Origin of the sequence: Thalassospira alkalitolerans (assembly GCF_002115745.1) — a bacterium.
Lineage (GTDB): Bacteria > Pseudomonadota > Alphaproteobacteria > Rhodospirillales > Thalassospiraceae > Thalassospira > Thalassospira alkalitolerans.
Window position 1 is genome coordinate 98,603 of the sequence record NZ_JFKB01000009.1, and the last position, 23,012, is coordinate 121,614.

Sequence of the window (23,012 nt, forward strand, 5' to 3'; positions counted from 1 at the left end):
TCCCGGAACAGGGTGGCAGGGAGTATTGCATGGCCAAGAAAACCGGCGGCAAACCAAAGAAAGCCGTCAAAGACCAGCCCAATGATACCGGTAAAATTGCAGGTATAACGGCAGATGACCTGCCCTATCGTCCATGCGTTGGCATTGCCCTGTTCAATGAAACTGGACAAGTCTGGATCGGCAATAGGATCGGATTTGAAGGGGCATGGCAATTGCCCCAAGGGGGCATAGACCCCGGCGAAACGGCCGAACAAGCCGCAAGACGCGAGTTAGGCGAAGAAATCGGGACCGACAAGGCCGAAATCATTGCCGAAACACCGGACTGGTTGACTTATGACCTGCCGGACCATCTGATCGGCAAAGCATTTGGGGGCAAATATCGCGGTCAAAAACAGAAATGGTTCGCCATGCGTTTTACCGGCAAGGAAAAACACATCAAAATTGACGTCCCCCATCCAGAATTCGATAGCTGGCGCTGGACCGATTTTGGCACATTACCCGACCTGATCGTCCCTTTTAAGCGGCCGGTCTATTTACAGCTTGTCGAAATCTTTCGTGATGTACCTCAAAGAATTCGACAAATGGGCGATGCATAAGGCGCGACGTTATCGCTTGATCGATACGCGGAATTCGCTAGATTGCAAAAAACAGATATACACCAGAAGTTTAGAGGAGTTCTAATATGAGTGCCGATCGCTTGATCTTCGGTGTGCTGACGATCGTGGTAGGTCTTTTTGGCCTGTTCTATGCTTCGGGATCACATGATGGTTATTCGTATTTTGTTGGCCTGGCGCTGTTTTTCGGGGCTGTCCTGTTCATGTTCCAACTGATCAAAGGTCACTATGATCAGCAGGAACAAGACGCCCATAAATAAGCCAACCACGCAGAAAAACCGCCTTAAAGGTTTTCTTTCGGGCCGCTGCGCGGTATGGATCGAAGTATGAGCAATACACACTGGGATCCCGTTCGCTATGGCCTGTTTGGCGATGAACGTCGCCGTCCGGCCATTGATCTGATTTCCCGTCTGCCCAAACCGGCAGACGGATTTAAGCCACGCCAAATTGTTGATCTTGGCTGTGGGCCGGGTTCGATAACTGCCTTGCTTGATCAGGCCTATCGCACACAAGACAATGCCGATACCCAGATTATCGGAGTCGATTCGTCTGACGAGATGTTGCAAACCGCACGCAAGCGCGCGGAAAACATCGACTGGCAACAGGCTGATATTGCAACCTGGGAACCAAATTCCCCCGTCGATATCATCTTTTCCAACGCGGCCCTTCACTGGGTTCCGGAGCATGTCAAACTGTTCCCCCGCCTGACCGGCTTTTTACGGCCCGGTGGCTTGTTGGCGATACAGGTCCCCAACAACTTCCTCGCCCCCAGCCACCAATTAATTGGCGAAGCCGGAAATGAATGGCGTGATGCTGTTGCTGAAGCCATCGGGCAAATACGCATCATGCGCCCGGGCGATTATTTCGATGTCTTGTCGACAGATTGCGATGCCATCGATTTGTGGCAAACCCAGTATTGTCATGTCCTGCGCGGTGAAGACCCGGTCTTTACCTGGACATCGTCAACGGTCCTGCGCCCGGTCTTGACAGCTTTGCCTGATGATGCGGCACGTGCCACCTTTTGCCAGAAATACAAAACCCGCTTGAAACAGGTCTATCCACCGCGTGATGATGGGATCACCCTGTTCCCATTCAATCGGCTATTCATGATTGCCCGCAAACGCAACGCATAAATCGGATGGCGGGTTGTGCATCTATATTGGAGTAATCCATGCCCGCCTTTCGCGACCACTTCATTTCCTGCTGCGGCTACGAACTTCACGTACGAACCTGGGGTTCATCGGAAAAACCCGCCCTTGTCATGAGCCACGGATTGGCACGGCTGGCAGATGATTTCGATCACGTCGCCCCGCAATTTTCCGACGACTACTTCGTGCTGTGCCCTTCCATGATCGGACGCGGGCTTTCGGGATGGGCCAAAGACCCCGATCAGGAATATACCGTGCCATTTTACGTTGCCCAGACCTTTGAGATGCTGGACCATTTCAAAATTTCCAATTGCAAATGGATCGGTACATCAATGGGCGGCCTGATTGGCCTTGCCGTAACTGCCGAAGCGGCTGGCTGGATTGAAAAACTTGTCCTGAACGATATCGGTCCGGAACTTGATCCCGCGGCCGTCGCACGGATCAAATCCTATGTTGGTGCATCACCCGAGTTCGAGACAATCAGCGATGTCGAACAGATCGTCAAACTGATCTATGCCCCATTCGGAATTGTCGACGAGGCCAGTTGGGCTTTTATTTCGGCACGATCCGTCCGCCGTTTGCCAAATGGCAATTTCATGATGCACTACGATCCCGAAGTCATGCGCGTTTTTGCCGAACATATTGATAAATTTGATGCTTGGGATCAATTCAACGCGCTTGCATGCCCGGTCATGCTGATCAGCGGAGCCAAATCCGATCTGATCCCACCCTCTATAGTTGAAAAAATGAAGGTACAAAAACCGGAAATGCCGGTTTTGACCGTAGCAAACTGCGGACACGCCCCCCATTTGAATGATAGGGAACAGATAAAAGCCATCAAGGCGTTCCTTTCCGACTGACGCATCTGGACCGGAAACATCCAGTAATTATTTGCACAAAGGATGTGCACCCGTTGGGATCAGGTTATCGGGACACGAGACATGCATGTATCACGTCCAAATACATGGCTGATTGCAGGTTCTGCCGTTGCGTTTCTACTCGGTGGGTTTTCACATTCAGCCAATGCCCAGTCTAATCAGACTGCCACGCCTGCGGAAACCGGCGTGGCAATTGGTATGCCCGAAATTGACCTCCTGCATTCCAATCTGGTTCCGGGTATTCTGCCCCCACTCGGTCAAAGCGGACTAAGTCAGTATTTTTCCCAAAGCGGCAATCGCAGCATCATCCTTGGCAGCCCATCCGGGGGTGAAAACGAGGATGTATCCTTGTTCTGGCTTGAAATGAACAGCCGCCCCCAACCGGGCAAAGGTGTTTCGGCTCAGATTGGCCTTGGCTTTGCACCGCGCCCTGACCTTGGTATTGCCTTTGGCCCGGTCTTCGAACTGAACGGGCCGATTGGCAAGAGTATCGGCAATGATACCAGCCACGATTACGATGTGACTCCAACCCATCGCCCGGGCGACTATTACAATCAGGAGTTTTCATCCCGCCGCAGCAACAATTCAGGTACCGATGACGCCGGGATTGCCGCAAGCCTTTCCTATATGCCATTTAAAGATATCTGGATCGGCCTGCATGGTCGCCTGACCAGTGATCTAACATCGGCCCCAAATACCGGCGGTACGGATAGTTTTGATGCGATGCTTGGTCTAACGGCTGGATATCGCCTGGAATTCTAGGGTCAGGCCCCCTTAATTTGGCGCAATTTCCACCATCATTCAGGCAACGATGTTCAATTACCCTTTTGTCGATCTAATCGAGGCTGTATGACTCGTAGAAGGATCATCAGGGAAAGACGATACGCAGCATGACGACCACGCCAGTACCAAACGACGGGCCGAATGCCGATCCGTTTTCCGCCTGCAATACTCTTGCCGCGGCGAAAAACGCCAATCTGTATCGTGCGGCCATGCGGCTTGGTCCAGAACGACAGCAGTTCTTTTTGGCTGCTTATGCGTCGATGCGGGTCATTGATGACATCGTCGACGATGGTTTTCTTGAACTGACCGATCACGAACGCGACTATGCACGCGAAGATACATTGATTGCCATTGATCATTGGCAGCAACAGATCCAAGCGGCCAAAGCGGATGCGGATAATCCCCATCCTGAAAACGGCCCGCTCAGCCAACAGGTTTTTGATGCGCTGCGCCTAACGCTGGGCCGAAGCGATCTGAATGTTGATCCATGGATTGATCTGGCGGATGCCCTGCGCCGCGACGTTGCCGAAGAGCCTATGGATGAATGGGACGACTTCATTACCTATTGCGAAGGGGCAACGGCAGCACCAGCATCGATTTTCGTCTACCTGCTTTCCGCGCGATTTGATCCTGAAATCGGCTATACCTCGCCTCTGACCAACCCGCCGCTGTATCATGCGCGCGATATGGCCATTTTCTGTTATATCGTCCATATCCTGCGCGATTTGCCCGATGATATCAAAGGCCCCGACCGGCTGGTGACCATCCCGGCGGATATCTTGATCGCGGCTGATATTACATTGGGTGAAATCCGCAATGCCATCGGGCAAAAGAAGTTCGAGGAACTCGACCGCCTGGGCACGATCCTGCTGGAACACGCTTGGGAACATTTTGAAACCGGTCAGGCGCGATCCGCCGAACTGCTTGCCATTCTGGACCCGGAAGAAACCGATACCCTGTCACGTCTATTTGCCGTCTATATCGAATTGGCCAGTGCAATGATGGATAATGGTTATGCCGCCTTCCTGATGGACCGTGAAACGATCATCGCGCAAACGGCCGGAAACAGCCTTCCCGGATAGCAAAAACCCCGCCAAATGGCGGGGTTTTACATTTGATATCAAACAAATCTGATCAGTCGTGCAGTGCCGCAACGCCGGGAAGTTCCTTGCCTTCAAGCCATTCAAGAAACGCACCACCCGCCGTCGATACATAGGAAAAATCCTGATCGGCATCAGCGTGGCGAAGAGCAGCAACCGTGTCACCACCACCCGCAACCGAAAGCAGTTTCCCCGCCTTGGTCAGTTTGGCTGCCTGTTGGGCAACCGAAACCGTTGCGGTATCAAACGGCGCAATTTCAAAGGCACCCAACGGGCCATTCCAAACCAGCGTTTCGCAGGATTCCAGACGTTTGTTCAAATCGATAATTGTCTTTGGACCGGCATCCAAAATCATACCGTTCGTATCAACATCATTGATGTCAGAAACCGTATAATCGGCATGCGCCTTGAATTCCTTGGCGACCAGGCCATCAACTGGCAGGACGATTTCGCAATTGGCGGCTTTCGCCTTGGCAAAGATTTCGCGCGCGGTTTCCAAAAGGTCATGCTCACAAAGTGACTTGCCAACATTAACACCCTTTGCGGCGAGGAACGTATTTGCCATGCCGCCCCCAATCACCAACTGATCAACCCTGGCAACCAAATTGCCAAGCAAGTCCAGCTTGGTCGAAATTTTAGCCCCGCCAACAATCGCCATAACCGGATGTTTCGGTGCTTCAAGCGCATTGCCAAGAGCTTCGAGTTCCGCCTGCATCAAACGGCCAGCATAGGCCGGAAGTTTGCGCGCCAAGCCTTCGGTCGAAGCATGTGCGCGGTGCGCACAGGAAAAGGCATCATTCACAAATATATCGCCAAGCTTGGCGAGTTCGGCCGCAAAGGCCGGGTCGTTTTTTTCTTCTTCACTGTGATAGCGAAGGTTTTCCAAAAGGGCGATTTCGCCATCTTTTAAACCATCGACAACGGCTGCCGCTGCTGCACCGATGCAATCATCGGCAAATTTCACCGGACGGCCCAGCTGTTTGGCAAGGGCATCCGCAACCGGTTTCAGCGACATTTCCGCGACACGTTCGCCTTTCGGGCGACCGAAATGGGTAATCACAATAAGTTTCGCACCGGCATCTGCCAGTTCGATCAACCCCGGCACCGTCCGTTCGATACGTGTAGTATCGCCAACAACACCATCTTTCATCGGAACGTTAAGATCAGCGCGCAACAAAACGCGCTTGCCAGCGACATTGACACCGTCAAGCGTATTAAAATTAGCCATTATCTGAACCTGCTTTTGAGTTTCACAAAAGACGGGAGGGGGCGTCCCGACATGGATTAAACCGGCACCCGGTTGCGCCTTGTTTTGCCCGACAGACAGACATTTCGCAAGCGCGGAGCCAATTCAAAACAATACCGGCCCATTTCAAAGAAGCAGACCGGCATCAAAATTCAATCAGTGCTGACCCAAAAGGGATCCGTCCAAAAAACCCGAAAAACTGGTTGCAACCGGCCCGGTCATCAAGACGTGATCATCCAGCAGCCATTCAATACCCAGCACGCCGCCATCCAAAACGATTTCGGTTTTACGCCCGGTAAGCCCACGGCGTACAGCCGCAACGCCAACAGCACAGGCACCGGTACCGCACGCCCGCGTCACCCCAACGCCGCGTTCCCAGACCCGCATGCGAATCCGGTTTTCACCGATGATGCTGCAAACTTCGATATTGGCGCGTTCAGGGAACATTTCATGATGTTCAAGAACCGGACCAAGCTTTTCAATATCAATCAATTCGGCATCGTCGACAAAGAAAACTGCATGCGGATTGCCAACATTCACACCAACCGCATCCGATAAACCACCAAGTGACAACGGGATATGATTGGTATCAACGGCCTGACCAAGCGGAATATCACGCCAGTCCAGTTTGACCTGTCCCATATCGACCGTCACACGGCCATCCGCCAGACCATTGGCATCAAGCAACCCGACGACGGTTTCAATAATAACTTCCTTGCGGCCCAATTCGCCCATAACGACCTTCGCGACACACCGCGTAGCATTGCCGCAAGCCTCGACCTCGCCACCGTCATTATTGCGAATGCGCATAAAGGCATCGGCAAGACCGTCACGTGCGGGTTCAATGACAATCAACTGGTCACAGCCAACGCCGGTCTTGCGATCGGCAATACGGGCCGCGGTTGCGTTATCAAGATCAAGCACAGCGGGATCACGTCGTCCATCAAAGACAACGAAATCATTCCCAAGCCCATGCATTTTGACAAATGGAATACCGTTCATATCCGCCTTATAACGGTGTCCTGACATGCCGTCCACCAAACTCAAATCGGACGGCGCATAAAATCAGGCAGAAGTCATCGGGGTTGCAGGGGCGCAATAGCGGATTTTACGCGGAACAAACCCGGCACCACTGAAATAATCACGAAGCCGTTCGTCCATTTCCCCCAATGAAACATGGACCGCCGCACAGCGATGATCATGGACAAGGCGGTTCATCGCATCACGCATCGTATCAAGCACATAGGGCCGGGAAACAATTTCAACAGCCATGACATTGTCAACATGAAGGACCAGTCCTTCGGCAATATCGTCCCGCACCTGATAAGAAAACAGACCGTGGATATAGCCGCGTTCGTTGGAAATCACCATAATCCCGCGTGGACGCTGCCACAGGATATCATCACATCCAGCCCCGGGGGCCACATTCTGACAATCAACGCAGAACTCGGCAACGAATTCACGCCAGCGATCAAACGAAAGACCGGTCTGCATCATCTGCACGAGCGGAAAGGTCATATCCGCCGTGTGATGTGTAAGGGGTCGTGCCTGATAGGTTACTGACATAAATTGTACTCTTCCCACGATTTCTATCAATCATGCAGCAAAGAATTCGCAACCACCTTGACTTGTATCAACACTTTTAAAGACCCGGGCGCGCATAAACACAATCAGCAATCAATTGTCCCGCAATGCGGACGAGTTTTGCCTGTGATTTAAAAGGGGACGAAGCTTTCTGGTGCCAACATTGACGTGGATCAATGGCAGGGATGGCTTTAATCCGCATAATCATTGGACAATCGAAAACCTCGCTCGTTTTGCATATGATGCCGCCGAAATCGGTAGTACCATGTCATCGGCGGGGCTTTTGGTGCAGGTGGCAAGGAGACGACATCCGTCTGCCAGGTCACCGCCGGGACTGATGGAGCTGCCCGATTGGATCGGACAGTTCACCCGAACACCTTGAACGGGAGTCAAGCATGAGCCAGGGGAGCATGGCACAAACAGCACCAACGCCTGTTGCTGTTAGTTATAATATGGACGTTGTGCGCTGGGGCGCACTGGCGACTATATTTTGGGGCGTCGTCGGATTTCTGGCGGGCGATCTTATCGCCTGGCAACTCGCATTTCCGGCGCTTAATTTCGACATCGAATATCTGAATTTCGGGCGTTTGCGCCCGCTGCACACGTCTGCGGTGATTTTTGCCTTTGGTGGCAACGCTCTTATCGCGACGTCATTCTATGTTGTGCAACGGACATGTCGCGCATCTCTTTATGGCGGCAAGGCCCTTCCAGCATTCGTATTCTGGGGTTATCAGCTATTCATTGTCATGGCCGCACTCGGCTATGTATTGGGTATTACCCAAGGCCGTGAATACGCAGAACCAGAATGGTTTGTTGATATATGGCTGACCGTGGTTTGGGTTGCGTATCTTGCCATTTTTGTTGGCACGCTGCTGAAACGACAAGAACCACATATCTATGTCGCAAACTGGTTTTACCTGGCCTTCATCGTAACAATCGCGATGCTTCATCTGGGCAACAACCTGGCGATTCCGGTCTCCTTCATGGGGGCCAAATCCTACTCGATGTTCTCAGGCGTGCAGGATGCTCTGACGCAGTGGTGGTACGGTCATAATGCCGTTGGGTTCTTCCTGACAGCCGGCTTCCTTGGGATGATGTACTATTTCATTCCGAAACGTGCTGAACGTCCGGTTTATTCCTATCGTCTGTCGATCATTCACTTCTGGGCGCTGATCTTCCTGTATATCTGGGCTGGTCCGCACCATCTGCATTACACAGCCCTTCCTGATTGGGCGCAGACCCTTGGTATGACATTCTCGATCATGTTGTGGATGCCGTCCTGGGGCGGAATGATCAACGGTCTGATGACGCTTTCGGGTGCATGGGACAAATTGCGAACCGATCCGGTCCTGCGCTTCATGGTCGCCGCTGTCGGTTTCTATGGCATGTCGACCTTCGAAGGCCCGGTCATGTCGATCAAGGCTGTCAATGGCCTGTCACATTACACCGACTGGACCATTGGCCACGTTCATTCCGGCGCATTGGGCTGGGTTGCTTTCGTTACCTTTGGGGCGATTTACTTCCTGATACCGGTTCTGTGGCACCGTGAACGCCTGTATTCGATGCGGTTGGTTTCGCATCATTTCTGGCTCGCAACCATCGGGATTGTTCTTTACATCACCTCGATGTGGGTATCGGGGATCATGCAGGGCCTGATGTGGCGTGCGTATGACGATCTGGGCTTCCTGCAATATTCCTTCATCGAAACCGTTGAAGCAATGCATCCCTATTACATCATTCGTGCAACGGGCGGCCTGCTGTTCCTGCTGGGTTCGTTGATCATGGTCTGGAACGTCTACAAGACGATCAAAGGTGATCTGCGACGCGAAGCACCGATCGGCACACCGGCCACCGTGGCAGCCGAATAAGGGGGGATGCGAAAATGCTTCTGAAAAAACACCATATTGTCGAGAAGAACGTCTTTCTTCTCGTCCTTGGGATTTTCCTGACCATCATCATCGGCGGTATTGTCGAAATCGTGCCCTTGTTCACGATGGAACAGACCATCGAGAAGGTGGAAGGGGTTCGTCCCTACTCGCCACTCGAACAGGCGGGCCGCAACATCTATCTCCGTGAAGGGTGCTATAACTGCCATTCTCAGCAGATCCGTCCGTTCCGTGACGAGGTCGAACGTTATGGCCATTATAGCCTTGCCGCGGAATCGATGTATGACCATCCGTTCCAGTGGGGATCAAAACGTACAGGACCAGATCTTGCCCGTGTCGGCGGAAAATATTCCAATGATTGGCATGTCGCCCACTTGGTTGACCCGCGCGCTGTTGTGCCGGAATCGATCATGCCGGGTTATCCGTTCCTGGCCGAGCACGAGTTGAAGTTTGATGACGCCCAGGCGCATCTTGAGACGCTTAAGATGGTTGGGGTTCCCTATACCGACGAGCAACTCGAGAACGCCAAAGCCGACCTGTATCTGCAGGCGATGGCGGACGAGGACTACGACGATTTCCTTGCCCGGTACCCGAATGCTGCAACCGGCGACTTCGACGGCAATCCGGAAAAGCTGACCGAAATGGATGCGCTGATTGCGTATCTGCAGGTCCTTGGCCGAATGGTCGATTTCACCAGTTACAACCCGCAGCTGAACCTGCGCTAAGGCAAAGGGGTAGTCATGGAATTCTTTACGCAACTCGCTGACTTTTTCCGGCCCCTGTGGGGTCTGTGGCTGATGCTGCTTTTCGGGGCAATCATTGCTTGGGTCATGTGGCCCAGCAAGAACCGCCGGAAAGAAATGGACGAGCATGCCCAGATCCCGTTTCGGGACCAGGATTAGGGGGAGAACCGAGCTATGTCGACACATGTCGAAAAAGACCAGGTTTCGGGTCGCGAAACCACCGGCCATGAATGGGATGGCATCAAGGAACTGAATACGCCGCTGCCATCCTGGTGGGTCTACGTCTTCTGGGCCTGCTGTGTTTGGTCCGTTGGGTATTGGGTGGTTTATCCATCCTGGCCGAGCGCATCTGGTTATTTGCACGGGATGTTTGAAACCACAAACCGTACGCAACTTCACGAAACCATGGCCAATGTTGCTGCCGAACGCGCCCCTTATATGGAACGTCTGGCAGCACTTGACCTTGACGGAATCGTCGATGACGGCGAACTGCTGAACTTCTCGATGGCTGGCGGCAAAGCAATTTTTGCCGAGAACTGTGCACCTTGTCATGGTACAGGTGGATCGGGTAACCCCGGTTTCCCGTCCCTTCAGGATGATGACTGGCTTTGGGGGGGCGCGCTTGACGCCATCAACGAAACCATTCATGTCGGTGTCCGTTGGGATGCCAATGAGGATACCCGGTTTAACGATATGCCAGCTTTTGGTCGTGACGAAATTCTTGAACGTCAGGACATCAGCGATGTCGTTCAATATGTCATGGCCTTTACCGGCCGCGAGACCGACAAAGCCGCGGCCAGTCGTGGTACGGAAATATTTGCTGATAACTGTTCATCTTGTCACGGCGAAGACGCCAAGGGTGTTCATGAACTTGGCGCTCCGAACCTGACCGATGCGATCTGGCTATATGGTGGCGACCTTTCAACCATCACCGAAACCGTAACCAATTCACGCCGTGGCGTGATGCCGGCATGGGGTGATCGACTGGATGAAGAAACCATCAAAATGCTGGCGGTTTATGTCCATTCGTTGGGTGGCGGCCAGTAACCGTTAAAAATCGTTGGCCCGTCGCGCTTTTTACACTGTGACCTTATCAAAAATTGATTTGTGTCATGGTTTGGCGCGGCGGGTTTTTCGTATGTTAGCGTTATGATTTGAATAATCCTAATCGGAACCCTAACCGACTGAGCATGCCGCATGCTCAAGATCGCGATACACACAGTTGGCTGGCGGGGTTTTTCCTCGCATGAGAGCAGCCACCTGTAATGCGGCACAACAGCCAGGTAGCGATAATGGCCATGCCCCAAAGCCAACAGCCCAATCCCGCTCATCCCGCCCCGCACAATGATAGCCTGTCCGAAGATGATCGTGACCAGCCCCTGTTTAAGGCCCGAGACAAGGTTTATCCGAAACGGGTGTCAGGCTATTTCCGTAATCTGAAATGGTACGCACTGATTGCACTTTTGGGCATTTACTGGGTGGTTCCGTGGTTGCGCTGGGATCGCGGGCCAAGTGCCCCCGATCAGGCGGTCCTTATCGATATGGACCTTGGCCGTGCTTATTTTTTCTTTATCGAGATCTGGCCACAGGAAGTCTATTACATCACCGGCTTGCTGATTTTGGCCGCCATCGGCCTGTTTCTGGCGACGTCACTGTTCGGACGCATCTGGTGCGGCTATGGCTGTCCACAAACGGTCTGGACCGATCTTTTCATGCTGGTCGAACGCTATATTCAGGGTGATCGAAATGCCCGCGCCCGCCTTGACAAAGCGCGCTGGACCTTTGAAAAAATCTGGAAAATCGGGGCAACCCATTTATCCTGGCTGGTCATATCCGCCGCGACCGGTGGGGCCTTTGTGCTTTATTTTAACGATGCCCCGACTGTTTTGGTTGATATTTTCACCGGCAACGCATCACTTAGTGTTTATGTTACCATCGCATCCCTGACATTTTCGACCTATCTGCTGGCGGGCTGGGCCCGGGAACAGGTTTGTACCTATATGTGCCCATGGCCGCGCTTTCAGTCGGCAATGCTTGATGATGAATCAATGATTGTGACCTATGAAGGCTGGCGCGGTGAACCACGTGGTCCGATCAAACGTCGTAACCTTGTCCGTGGCGAAGTTCCCGAAGTTGGCCACTGTATCGATTGTCACGCCTGCTTTAACGTCTGTCCGACCGGCATTGATATCCGTGACGGCCTGCAGTTGGAATGCATCGGGTGTGGCCTGTGCATTGATGCGTGTAACGAGATGATGGACAAGGTCGGCTTCCCGCGCGATTTGGTCCGATTTGATTCAGTTCAGAACACCCAATTGCGCGCCCAGGGTAAAGCAACCAAAATCAGCATTATTCGTCCGCGGACAATTTTTTATTCGTTCCTTCTGATACTGGTCGCGTCGGTCATGGCATTTGGCCTGATGAACCGCTCGACCTTGGAAGTTAGTGTTCTGCGCGACCGTAACCCGCTGTTTGTACGCCTTTCGGATGGCGATGTTCGCAATGGCTATACCCTTAAGGTTTTGAACAAAGAACAGGCGCTTAAGACCTATACCCTGCAGATCAGCGGGCTTAACGCCACCGACTTCCAGGTGATCGGCCAGACACCGAACCAAGACGGGACATTTGCCCTAAATGTTGCACCAGACCGTGTCGGCAGCTTCCGTGTGTTTATTGCAGCCAATCCGGCGAAACTTGACGGGGATACAACACCGTTCGAATTCAGCGTGACCGATACCGACGACAATGTTCGTGAAACTTATGATACCGTGTTTGCCGGTCCAAAATAGGCGAACCGGAAACAATCGAACCGGACAGACATTCGGCTTCGATACCAACGACGATCCCGGCTGCGATACTGCTCCGGACAGGAGATGACACCATGCCAAGCCAGACCACGACTCCGCAACATCCGCAAAGCGGCCCGCGAAAATCGGACCGTTTTATACCGTGGTATTTCGTCGGCGGTTTCGCAATCATGTTGATTGCCAATGTGTCGTTGATCACCTTTTCAATGACAAGCTGGAACGGCTTGGTCACCAATCACGCCTTTGAAGAAGGCAATAATTACAATGCCGCCATGTCCGGGGCACAGCGTCAGGCCGAATTGGGGTGGCGCAGCAAGCTTTCAGTTGAAGGTTTGATTAACCAGTCGGCAACGGTCACTGTTTTGTTCCGTGATCGCGATTCCAAACCGATTACCGGCGCAAAAATGGAAATCGTTTTAACGCGCGCAAACCGTGATGACCTTGACCAGACCCTAAATCTGGCAGAAATCGCGCCGGGTGAATACCGTGCCAGTGCATCCTTCCCGGTTTATGGCCGCTGGCAAATTCGCACCGTTGCCCGTGCATTTGACGAAAATTACCAAACAGTCGAGACCGTCCTCGTAAAACCATGACCAGCCAGACCACCTGCCGCCATTGTGGAGACCCGGTGACCGTGATGTCACCGGCGGGGCCTGATTTCTGTTGTCTGGGATGTGCTGGTGCATTTGAACTACTTGGCGAAATGGGGCTGAAATCCTATTACAATCGCCGCAGCATTGATCCCAAAGCCCGACCATTGCGCCCTGACAGCGATGAAATCGCGGCCGTCATTTTCACCGACCTTGCCAATACCGATGACGACGGCATCCATCATTTAAACCTGATGGTCGACGGCATTCATTGTGCCGCATGTGTATGGCTGATTGAAACGCTGCTTCAGCGCAATCAAAACGTCATCCGCGCCCGCGTCAACATGACGACACGACGGTTACATCTGGCATGGCGCGGGGCGATTTCCGATGTCGATGATTTGGTCAAACCGGTCCTGCAGATGGGATATCGTTTGATCCCGTTTGATCCCAAGGCCCTTGAACAGGCAACACAGGCACGCAACAAAGAATTGCTACGCTGCCTTGCCGTTGCCGGGTTTGCCGCTGGCAATGTGATGTTGTTATCTGTTTCAGTCTGGGCCGGATATTTTCAGGGCATGGGCGGGGCAACACGTGATTTCTTTCACTGGATTTCCGCGCTGATTGCATTGCCGGCTGCGACCTATGCCGGAATGCCGTTTTACCGATCCGCGATCGGCGCCATCCGCAATGGCCGGGTCAATATGGATGTCCCGATCAGCCTTGGCGTCATTCTGGCACTTACCATGAGCTTGGTCGAAACTGCACGCGGCGGACCGCATGCCTATTTTGATTCCGCGATCACATTGTTGTTTTTCTTACTCGTCGGACGATATCTGGACAGTCGCGCCCGTGGTCAGGCACGCTCGGCGGCCGAACATCTTCTGTCATTAAACGCACGATCCGTCACTGTTCTTGAAGATGACGGAACCCGCCGCCTGATTGCACCCGACAAGGCAAAGCCGGGCATGATCATTATGGTTGCCGCGGGCGAGCGCATTGGCATTGATGGTGAAATTCTTGATGGCCAATCCGACGTCGATACCAGTCTGATTACCGGCGAAAGCATCCCCGCCAGCACCAAACCAGGCATGACCGTTTTTGCCGGAACCACCAATATTTCAGCGCCGCTTCGCATTCGCGTCACGGCCACCGGCCAGACAACACTTTTGGCGGAAATTGTCCGGTTGATGGAAAACGCCGAGCAGGGACGGGCAAAATATGTCGCCCTTGCCGACCGGGTCGCAAAATCCTATGCACCGGTAGTACATATTCTGTCAGCCAGCACATTTCTGGGCTGGTGGCTTATTGGCGGAATTGGCTGGCAAGAAGCATTGATGAATGCCATCGCCGTTTTGATCATTACCTGCCCCTGCGCCATTGCCCTTGCCGTGCCCGTGGTTCAAGTAATCGCAACCGGGCGGTTGTTGCGTGCCGGTATCCTTGTCAAATCGGCAACCGCGCTGGAACGACTGACCAAAGTTCGCGGGGTTCTGTTTGACAAAACAGGTACGCTGACCACTGGCAAACCCGAACTGGTCGGCAATCCGCCCCCACAAACATTGGAACTGGCTGCCGCGATTGCGGCCAACAGCACCCACCCCCTGTCACGTGCGCTGGTGCGTGCCGCCGGGAACGTCAATCCGATAGCCAACGTTCAGGAACATCCAGGGCTTGGCCTGTCAGTGGACATGTCGGCAAAAATGGCCGGTAAAATGCCGGGGGAAAAGACGGATAGTACCGTCCGCCTGGGAAGTCGGGCGTTCTGTGGCATTGCCGAAAATGCCGATCTGCCTGTTGATATCACTGGCCCCGAAATCTGGTTACAAGAACCCGGGCGTGCGGCCACGCGATTTGTGTTTCGGGATACCCCGCGCAATGATGCGGCACAGGTGATTGACGCCTTGCGCCAGCGTGATTTCGACGTGGCTTTGCTATCGGGGGATCGTGCTGCCACCGTATCCCAGCTTGCCGATACGCTTGGCATTCGTGAATGGAAGGCACAGCTTTCCCCCGCCGACAAGGCCACAGAAGTCACGCGACGTGCCGGAGAAGGAAAGCTGGACCTTATGGTTGGTGACGGGATCAATGATGCCCCGGCACTGGCCGCGGCCCATGCATCCATGTCCCCCGCCAGTGCCGCGGAAATAAGCCAGAATGTCGCCGATATCGTTTTTCAGGGTGATCGCCTTTCAGCTGTCATCGAAGCCATTGACGTTGCCAGAAAATCCGACCGTCTGGTTCGGCAGAATTTCGCCCTGTCCTTTGCCTATAATCTGATTACCATTCCGCTGGCCGTTTCGGGCATGGTCACACCACTGGTCGCTGCGGTTGCCATGTCATCCTCGTCATTAATCGTAATTGCCAATGCACTTCGACTTCGTGCCGGAGTCGAAAAACCAGCCGTTACAGACCGCTCAAGCGCATCCTTGCGCCCCCAACAGGCAGGAGCCCCATCCGCATGAGCAACCTTTTACTTTTGATTCCCATTGCATTATTTTTGGGGCTTTTAGGGCTAGGAGCGTTCCTTTGGTCGCTAAAATCGGGCCAATTTGACGATATGGAAGGTGCTGCCAACCGCATCCTTTTTGACGATGACGATCAACCGCCGCAGGACAGCCATACCAAAAACAACTGAACTGACTGATAGTATTGCTTGAACTGCCCCCAACTGTTCGCATAGATTAATTCCAATTAAAGACCTTGAAAATTGTAGCTTCGGAGTTTGCCATGTCTGTGCGTTCCCAGCTTTGTGAGGCATGCGGAATCAAAGACTTGACCTTCTGCTCATCTTTGCAGGGGACGGAGCATGATCATCTGCGTCAGATGCTGACCCATGTTCAGTTTGATCCGCACAGCACGATTTTCCACGAAGCCGAAGACGCTGATTACGTATTCAACGTCACGTCGGGCTCGGTGAAACTTTACAAGCTTCTGGGCGATGGCCGCCGCCAGATCACCGGTTTTCTGTTTCCGGGTGATTTTCTGGGGCTGGCATTGAACGCGACCTATAGCTACACCGCCGAAGCAATCGAACCGGTGACAGCATGTCGTTTTCCGCGTGAAAAGCTTGAAAAGCTGTTTGATGAATATCCGCGCCTTGAAAAACGCATGTTGGGCATGGCGGTCGACGAACTGGCCGCAGCACAGGATCAAATGCTTCTTCTTGGCCGTAAAACGGCAAAGGAAAAGGTTGCATCCTTCCTGCTGATGCTGGCCCGCCGTCAGGAACACCGCGGCGAAGAAAGCGGCATGATCCATATCCCCATGAGCCGCTCAGACATTGCCGACTATCTTGGCCTGACAATCGAAACCGTGTCGCGCACCCTGACACAACTGCGCAAAGAAGCGACAATTTCGCTTAAGGATAATCGCCATATCGAAGCTGTCGGCATTGATATGCTTGAAGACCTTGCCGAAGGTTTGTGATTGCATTGTGCATTTGCACAAGAATTCCCAAAATTAACTGAATATCTTGTGAAACGGTGGCGGCAAACCAGCCTGCCACGCTTCATGAGGCCAAAGACCTATTTCGCGATTGCGAAAAAACAGTTCCTGCCAATGGCCATCATATTGTAAACATGACGGCACGCCTGACACAGATCAAGCTGCCAAATCCGGTCAACCCGGGGGAGAAACGTCATGAGTGCCACCACAAAAAAACAGGGCCGCATCACGGTTCCTGCCATTCGTGCCCGCAAGGGTGGCGAACCGATTGTTTGCCTGACGGCCTATACCACGCCGATGGCACAACGCCTTGATGAACACTGCGACCTTCTTTTGGTTGGCGATTCATTGGGCATGGTTGTTTACGGCATGGAAAGCACGCTTGCCGTCACGGTCGACATGATGATCAATCACGGCGCGGCTGTGATCCGCGGCAGTTCCAATGCCTGCGTGATTGTTGATCTTCCATTCGGCAGCTATCAGGAATCAAAGGAACAGGCGTTTCGCACAGCATCGCGCATTCTTGCCGAAACCGGATGCGCGGGCGTAAAGCTTGAAGGCGGTGCCGAACTGACCGATACCATCGCGTTCCTGACCCAGCGTGGCATTCCGGTCATGGCCCATATCGGCCTGATGCCCCAACAGGTCAACACCATGGGCGGCTTTAAAAGCCAAGGCCGTGGGGAAGAAGCGGCGACCAAAGTTATCAATGACGCCAAGGCGGTTACCGCCGCCGGGGCATTTGCGGTTGTTATCGAAGGCACGGTCGAGCAAATCGCACGCCGTATCACAGAGGAAATCGATATTCCGACCATCGGCATTGGCGCCTCTGTCGCCTGTGATGGTCAGGTGCTGGTGACCGAGGATATCCTCGGTCTGTTTTCCGACTTCACGCCAAAATTCGTCAAACGCTATGCCAATCTGGGTGATCAGGTCACCAAGGCAGTTGAAAGCTATGCCGCCGAGGTCCGCGCACGTCAGTTCCCAACCGACGAGCATTGCTTTGGCATGACCAAACCCGGCAATTTGCGCGCAGTGAAATAACGGCACCGATCCATATGTCCAATAAACGATCGATACCCATTCAATGACGCTTAAAACCGTTCACAGCGTTGCAGAACTGCGCGCGATTGTTGCCAACTGGCGCGCAGAAGGTCTGCGTATCGCGCTGGTCCCGACAATGGGGGCGTTACATTTCGGGCATATTAGCCTGACCGAGTATGCCCGGCAAACGGCTGATCGCGTGATCGTCAGCATCTTTGTCAATCCAACCCAGTTTGGTCCGGATGAAGATTTCGGTGCCTATCCTCGAACCCTGCCCGATGATCAAAAAATACTTGATGGCGCCGGAGTGGAATTGTGTTTTGCCCCGTCGGTTACAGAAATGTATCCCGATGGCTTTGCCACAAAAGTCAGCGTTGATGGATCCATGACCGATGTGTTGTGCGGGGCGGCCCGGCCCGGCCATTTCGATGGCGTGGCCCAAGTCGTTACCAAGCTTTTACTGCAAGCCCTGCCCGATTGTGCGGTTTTCGGTCAAAAGGACTATCAGCAACTGATGGTCATTCGTCGCTTTGCCGCTGACCTGAACATTCCGGTCAACATTATTGGCGCGCCAATTTTGCGCGAAGATGACGGCCTGGCCATGTCATCACGCAACCGGTATCTAACCGCCGATGAACGCAAGGCGGCCCCAACCCTGAACCGGGTTCTGACCGAAATCACCAATGCGGCCGCACAGGGTGCCGATATCGACCCGCTTCTTGACGCAGGACGCAAAGAAATCATAACGGCTGGTTTCGGGCCGGTTGACTATCTTGAAGTCCGTGACGAAAACACGCTGGAACTTGTGGCAAAACAGGTCATAAAACCCAGCCGTATCTTTGTTGCTGCCCGTCTGGGCAAGGCGCGTCTGATCGACAACCGCGCCATCGAACCTGGCAAAATCGCGGGTTAAACAAAGCACTGGGCGAAATGAATCACGGATTGGGGCTGGATCGGCATCAAAAGCGCAGAACATGGCGCTTTTACGCCTGATTGCACTTGACTCTCTTTCGCCCATCGCATAAACCCAGCCCAACAATGGTCGCCCAAGAGGTGACTCCCCCAGTCCTCGAGTTGTCGAGCACTGGGTTTTAGTTTTTTGTGCGCAGACGGTGGAAACACCGGAAACACAGACGGGATTTGGGATGTTTGAAGGACTAAGCGATCGCCTTGGCGGGGTTCTTGATAAGCTGCGCAAACGTGGCGCGCTGAAAGAATCCGATGTCAAGGAAGCCATGCGCGAAGTACGCGTCGCCCTGCTTGAGGCTGATGTTGCGCTGCCGGTCGTTAAAACCTTTATCACCAATGCCACCGAACGTGCGGTTGGTTCCGATGTTCTGCGTTCGGTCACACCGGGCCAGATGGTCGTCAAGATTGTTCATGACGAACTGAAAAACATGCTGGGCGAAGGCGAGGATATCAACCTTGCTGCCGCCGCCCCGGTGCCGATCTTGATGGTCGGTTTGCAGGGTTCCGGTAAAACCACCAGTTCGGCCAAGATTGCGCTGCACCTGACCAAAAAGCGCAATAAAAAAGTTCTGCTGGCGTCGCTTGATATTTATCGCCCGGCCGCCCAGCAGCAGTTGAAGGTTCTGGCCGACGACAATGGCCTGGGTATCCTTCCGATCGTTATGGGCGAAAAGCCGGTGTCGATTGCCAAGCGCGCCATGGATATGGGCCGCAAAGAAGGTTATGACGCGGTTATCCTTGATACCGCCGGTCGCCTGCATATCGACATGGAACTGATGAGCGAAGTCGCCCAGATCCGTGATGCAGTCAATCCGGCCGAGACCCTTTTGGTCACCGATGCGATGACCGGTCAAGACTCGGTCAATGTCGCCAAGGAATTTGCCGAAAAAGTCGGCATCACCGGTATCGTCCTGACCCGTATCGACGGTGATGCACGTGGTGGTGCGGCACTTTCGATGCGCCAGATTACCGGCTGCCCGATCAAGATGCTCGGCACGGGTGAAAAAATCGATGAGATGGAAGCCTTCCATCCTGATCGTATCGCCAGCCGCATTCTGGGGATGGGCGATGTCGTCAGTTTGGTTGAAAAAGCTGCCGAGACGATCAAGAAAGAAGACGCCGAGAAAATGGCGAAGAAGCTCGCCAAAGGTCAGTTTGACCTTAACGATCTTCTTTCCCAATTAAAGCAGCTTCAGAAAATGGGTGATCTTTCCGGCATCATGGGGATGCTGCCGGGCATGGGCGCGCTGAAAAAACAGATGTCGCAGACCAAGCTTGATCCCAAACTTCTGACGCATCAAGAAGCGATCATCTTGTCGATGACGCCAAAAGAACGTGAAAACCCGGCCCTGATCAAGGCATCGCGCAAAAAACGTATTGCAGCTGGTTGCGGTCTTTCCGTCCAGGATGTGAACAAGCTTCTGAAACAATATCTGACCATGTCCACCATGATCAAAAAGATGGGCAAAATGGGCAAGAAGGGTCTGTTTGGTGGCATGCCGAAAATGGACCCGGCAATGCTTGAAGGCGGCGAGATGCCTGACCTTGGTCAATTACCAAAAGGATTTCCCGGTACCGGGGGCGGATTACCGCCCGGGTTTCCGGGATTGGGCGGCGGTGGATTGCCGCCGGGATTTCCGGGGTTTGGTAAAAAGAAATAACCAAGCCCCCGGTTCTGAAGAATTTATCTAAGAACCAAACACCTCGGTTCGTCGAACCGGATTAAATTGATCCCTCGGGGTCGCAAATTGAAGACTACAAACCCAAGCTGAAAGGAACTTATCCGAATGGCTGTTAAGATTCGTCTTTCCCGTGGCGGTGCCAAAAAGCGTCCGTACTACCGTATCGTAGTTGCAGATGCCCGTGCCCCACGTGACGGCAGCTTCATCGAGAAAGTCGGTACCTATGATCCGATGCTCCCGAAGGATGCCGACAACCGCGTAACCTTTAAAGAAGAACGCATCAAATATTGGCTCGGCGTTGGCGCACAGCCAACCGATCGTGTTGCACGTTTCCTGGGCAAAGCTGGCCTGGCTGATGCGTTCAAACCGACCGTACAGCCGCAGAAGTCTGCTCCGAAAGCGAAAGCCCAGGAACGTCTTCGTGAAAAAGCTGAAAAAGCCGAAGCCGCTGCTGCTGCAGCTGCCGAAGCTGCTGCGGCTCCTGCTGAAGAAGCTGCCAGCGAAGAATAAGCTTTTCGCACGCTTTGATCAGATACCGGAAATTTGTGAACCGAAATGGCTGACATTCGTAAATCCAAAACCGACGATGCATTTGTCTGCGTCGGCATGATCACCGCCCCGCATGGGGTGCGTGGTGCCGTGCGCGTCAAAAGCTATACCGTCGACCCGGATAACCTTGTCGGTTACGGCCCGTTGTTCGACGCCAAGGGACAGGCGAAATTCAAACTGTCTCCTGTCGGGCATGTTCGCGACCAGTTGATTGCCAAAATCGATGGCGTGGACGACCGGGACGCCGCCGAACGGCTACGTGGTACCAAACTTTATGTACCGCGGACGGCCTTGCCGGAAACGGAAGACGAAGACGAATTCTATCTTGCCGATCTTGTCGGCCTGAAAGCCCATCACGTTGATGGATCTCTTTTCGGGACCGTTCGGGGTGTGGCTGATTTTGGCGCAGGCGATGTTATCGAAATCGCGCTGGAAGAAGTCCGTGGCAAAGTCGTCGTTCTGCCGTTTACCAAGGAAGTCGTGCCCAAAGTGGTCCTTTCGGAACGCATGCTGGTGGTAAATCCGCCCGAGGGGCTTTTGCAGGATGAAGAAGGACCGGGAAATCGTACCCGCCGTCCGGGCAACTCTCGCAAGGACTCTCAGGCCGACCGCGATTCTGATGCCGTCACTGCTGATGCAGTAGGCGCGGAAACCGCGACCGGCAGCGGAAAGGAGGCCTGATCGATGTCTGTGTGGCAGGCCAAGGTTGCAACCCTGTTCCCGGAAATGTTCCCGGGCGCGCTCGGCCAAGCTTTGGCCGGACGGGCACTGGAAAACGGGATCTGGTCGTTGGATGTCAAAGACATTCGCGATCATGCAACCGACCGTCACCGCACTGTAGATGACAATCCTTTCGGGGGCGGGGCTGGTATGGTCATGCGCCCGGATATTGTCGACGCCACCCTGTGTGAATTGCATGCGCAAGCACCGCAATTACCGCTGATTTATCTCAGCCCACGGGGAAAAACGCTGAACCAGAAACGTTGTCGCGAATTGGCAGCAGGCCCTGGTGCCATCCTGTTATGTGGTCGTTACGAAGGTATCGACCAACGTGTACTGGATGAACATCAGGTCGAGGAAATCAGCGTTGGCGATTACATCCTCATGGGCGGCGAACTGCCGGCCATGGTCCTGATTGAATCGTGCATTCGCCTTATCGAGGGTGTGGTCAACAAAACCGAATCCGTCGACGAGGAAAGCTTTGAAACCGGGTTGCTTGAATATCCGCATTACACGCGCCCGGCCAACTGGAACGGGCGTGAGGTGCCGGAAATTCTGCTTTCCGGACATCATGCCAAGGTACAAGCCTGGCGGCATGCTCAGGCAGAAGAAATTACCCGTGCTCGACGTCCTGACCTTTGGGATCAGTATGTCGCACACGGGCACATCAAAGAGGGTTAAACCATGACCAACGCAATCATCCAGCAGATCGAAAAAGATCAGCTCGATAAAATCGCTGCAAAACGCGAAGTTCCGGAATTCGACGCAGGCGACACCGTCCGTGTTCACCTGAAAGTTGTTGAAGGTACCCGCGAGCGTATCCAGCAGTTCGAAGGCGTCTGTATCGCCAAGAAAAACCGCGGCCTGAACTCGTCCTTTACCGTGCGTAAAATCGCATCGGGCGAAGGTGTCGAGCGTATCTTCCAGAACTATTCCCCGGCGATCGACAAAATCGAAGTCGTCCGTCGCGGTGACGTTCGTCGCGCAAAACTTTACTACCTACGTGGCCGTACCGGTAAATCGGCACGTATTGCCGAACAGACCACCGGTCACAAAGGCAAACTGACGGCTGCAGAACGCAAGAAATAATCTGCGTTCCTCTCTGTCGGAATAGATCAAGCGGGCTCACCTTCGGGTGGGCCCGCTTCTGTTTGCCGACTTGCCATGAACCCGAGAGACGAACAGCTCCAAAATACGCGCTATGCGTGTGGCATATCGAATC

Annotated in this window: 25 protein-coding genes; 22 read left to right on the forward strand and 3 right to left on the reverse strand. The window is 53.5% G+C overall.

The features are described 5' to 3' along the window. Positions 1-29: 29 nt before the first annotated feature. The 6 genes from TALK_RS13930 to TALK_RS13955 all read left to right on the forward strand — a co-directional run bounded on the left by TALK_RS13930 (position 30) and on the right by TALK_RS13955 (position 4,505). Entirely contained in the window at positions 30-596 is a 567-nt protein-coding gene (locus TALK_RS13930) for an RNA pyrophosphohydrolase (RefSeq protein WP_085619737.1), read from the forward strand. A gap of 86 nt (positions 597-682) precedes the next feature. Next, the gene (locus TALK_RS13935; protein ID WP_085619738.1) at positions 683-874 is read left to right on the forward strand and encodes a hypothetical protein; all 192 of its coding nucleotides are present in this window, start codon (positions 683-685) and stop codon (positions 872-874) included. Positions 875-940: 66 nt separating this feature from the next. Beyond that, positions 941-1,747, forward strand: coding sequence for a methyltransferase domain-containing protein (locus tag TALK_RS13940; protein WP_085619739.1), 807 nt, complete (start codon positions 941-943; stop codon positions 1,745-1,747). A gap of 38 nt (positions 1,748-1,785) precedes the next feature. Then, entirely contained in the window at positions 1,786-2,622 is an 837-nt protein-coding gene (locus TALK_RS13945; RefSeq protein ID WP_085619740.1) for an alpha/beta fold hydrolase, read from the forward strand. Positions 2,623-2,703: 81 nt separating this feature from the next. Further along, entirely contained in the window at positions 2,704-3,402 is a 699-nt protein-coding gene (locus TALK_RS13950; protein WP_139833838.1) for a hypothetical protein, read from the forward strand. A gap of 128 nt (positions 3,403-3,530) precedes the next feature. Beyond that, positions 3,531-4,505 carry a phytoene/squalene synthase family protein gene (locus TALK_RS13955; protein ID WP_085619742.1) on the forward strand — a complete coding sequence of 325 codons (975 nt, stop codon included), beginning with the start codon at positions 3,531-3,533 and terminating at the stop codon, positions 4,503-4,505. A 52-nt stretch (positions 4,506-4,557) separates the two neighbouring features. Here TALK_RS13955 and TALK_RS13960 read toward each other — a convergent pair whose 3' ends face one another. The 3 genes from TALK_RS13960 to TALK_RS13970 form a co-directional block, all read right to left on the reverse strand. Further along, the gene (locus TALK_RS13960; protein WP_085619743.1) at positions 4,558-5,751 is read right to left on the reverse strand and encodes a phosphoglycerate kinase; all 1,194 of its coding nucleotides are present in this window, start codon (positions 5,749-5,751) and stop codon (positions 4,558-4,560) included. A 174-nt stretch (positions 5,752-5,925) separates the two neighbouring features. Next, positions 5,926-6,798, reverse strand: coding sequence for a diaminopimelate epimerase (gene dapF, locus TALK_RS13965; protein WP_245829913.1), 873 nt, complete (start codon positions 6,796-6,798; stop codon positions 5,926-5,928). 36 nt (positions 6,799-6,834) lie between these two features. Then, positions 6,835-7,287 carry a hypothetical protein gene (locus TALK_RS13970; RefSeq protein WP_245829915.1) on the reverse strand — a complete coding sequence of 151 codons (453 nt, stop codon included), beginning with the start codon at positions 7,285-7,287 and terminating at the stop codon, positions 6,835-6,837. Positions 7,288-7,763: 476 nt separating this feature from the next. On the opposite strand from TALK_RS13970, the gene ccoN reads away from it, so the two are divergent. The 16 genes from ccoN (at position 7,764) to rplS (ending at position 22,879) form a co-directional block, all read left to right on the forward strand. Continuing rightward, the gene (gene ccoN / locus TALK_RS13975; RefSeq protein ID WP_085619745.1) at positions 7,764-9,221 is read left to right on the forward strand and encodes a cytochrome-c oxidase, cbb3-type subunit I; all 1,458 of its coding nucleotides are present in this window, start codon (positions 7,764-7,766) and stop codon (positions 9,219-9,221) included. A gap of 14 nt (positions 9,222-9,235) precedes the next feature. Further along, a complete protein-coding gene (gene ccoO / locus TALK_RS13980; protein WP_085619746.1) occupies positions 9,236-9,964 on the forward strand; it encodes a cytochrome-c oxidase, cbb3-type subunit II in 729 nt (242 codons plus the stop codon). 15 nt (positions 9,965-9,979) lie between these two features. Then, on the forward strand, positions 9,980-10,141 hold the full coding sequence (locus tag TALK_RS13985; protein WP_085619747.1) for a cbb3-type cytochrome oxidase subunit 3: 162 nt from the start codon (positions 9,980-9,982) through the stop codon (positions 10,139-10,141). Between the two features lie 15 nt (positions 10,142-10,156). After that, a complete protein-coding gene (gene ccoP, locus TALK_RS13990; RefSeq protein WP_085619748.1) occupies positions 10,157-11,029 on the forward strand; it encodes a cytochrome-c oxidase, cbb3-type subunit III in 873 nt (290 codons plus the stop codon). Positions 11,030-11,274: 245 nt separating this feature from the next. Continuing rightward, positions 11,275-12,771, forward strand: a complete 1,497-nt coding sequence (gene ccoG / locus TALK_RS13995) for a cytochrome c oxidase accessory protein CcoG (RefSeq protein WP_085619749.1) — start codon at positions 11,275-11,277, stop codon at positions 12,769-12,771. A 92-nt stretch (positions 12,772-12,863) separates the two neighbouring features. Beyond that, positions 12,864-13,382, forward strand: a complete 519-nt coding sequence (locus tag TALK_RS14000; protein WP_085619750.1) for a FixH family protein — start codon at positions 12,864-12,866, stop codon at positions 13,380-13,382. After that, the gene (locus tag TALK_RS14005) at positions 13,379-15,844 is read left to right on the forward strand and encodes a heavy metal translocating P-type ATPase metal-binding domain-containing protein (protein ID WP_085619751.1); all 2,466 of its coding nucleotides are present in this window, start codon (positions 13,379-13,381) and stop codon (positions 15,842-15,844) included. The genes TALK_RS14000 and TALK_RS14005 overlap by 4 nt, the downstream gene beginning before the upstream one ends. Continuing rightward, positions 15,841-16,017, forward strand: a complete 177-nt coding sequence (gene ccoS, locus TALK_RS14010; protein WP_085619752.1) for a cbb3-type cytochrome oxidase assembly protein CcoS — start codon at positions 15,841-15,843, stop codon at positions 16,015-16,017. Before TALK_RS14005 ends, ccoS begins: the two co-directional genes overlap by 4 nt. 92 nt (positions 16,018-16,109) lie before the next feature. Beyond that, on the forward strand, positions 16,110-16,808 hold the full coding sequence (locus TALK_RS14015) for a cyclic nucleotide-binding domain-containing protein (protein ID WP_085619753.1): 699 nt from the start codon (positions 16,110-16,112) through the stop codon (positions 16,806-16,808). Positions 16,809-17,021: 213 nt separating this feature from the next. Continuing rightward, on the forward strand, positions 17,022-17,870 hold the full coding sequence (gene panB, locus TALK_RS14020; protein ID WP_085619754.1) for a 3-methyl-2-oxobutanoate hydroxymethyltransferase: 849 nt from the start codon (positions 17,022-17,024) through the stop codon (positions 17,868-17,870). Positions 17,871-17,913: 43 nt separating this feature from the next. After that, positions 17,914-18,783 (forward strand): pantoate--beta-alanine ligase, encoded by an 870-nt coding sequence (gene panC, locus TALK_RS14025; RefSeq protein ID WP_085619755.1) that lies wholly within the window; start codon positions 17,914-17,916, stop codon positions 18,781-18,783. Positions 18,784-19,015: 232 nt separating this feature from the next. Next, entirely contained in the window at positions 19,016-20,500 is a 1,485-nt protein-coding gene (gene ffh, locus TALK_RS14030; protein ID WP_085619756.1) for a signal recognition particle protein, read from the forward strand. Positions 20,501-20,626: 126 nt separating this feature from the next. After that, positions 20,627-21,031, forward strand: coding sequence for a 30S ribosomal protein S16 (rpsP, locus tag TALK_RS14035; protein ID WP_085619757.1), 405 nt, complete (start codon positions 20,627-20,629; stop codon positions 21,029-21,031). Positions 21,032-21,076: 45 nt separating this feature from the next. Continuing rightward, a complete protein-coding gene (rimM, locus tag TALK_RS14040; protein WP_085619758.1) occupies positions 21,077-21,751 on the forward strand; it encodes a ribosome maturation factor RimM in 675 nt (224 codons plus the stop codon). Between the two features lie 3 nt (positions 21,752-21,754). After that, a complete protein-coding gene (gene trmD, locus TALK_RS14045; protein ID WP_085619759.1) occupies positions 21,755-22,471 on the forward strand; it encodes a tRNA (guanosine(37)-N1)-methyltransferase TrmD in 717 nt (238 codons plus the stop codon). 3 nt (positions 22,472-22,474) lie between these two features. Continuing rightward, positions 22,475-22,879, forward strand: coding sequence for a 50S ribosomal protein L19 (gene rplS / locus TALK_RS14050; RefSeq protein WP_085619760.1), 405 nt, complete (start codon positions 22,475-22,477; stop codon positions 22,877-22,879). Positions 22,880-23,012: the final 133 nt, after the last annotated feature.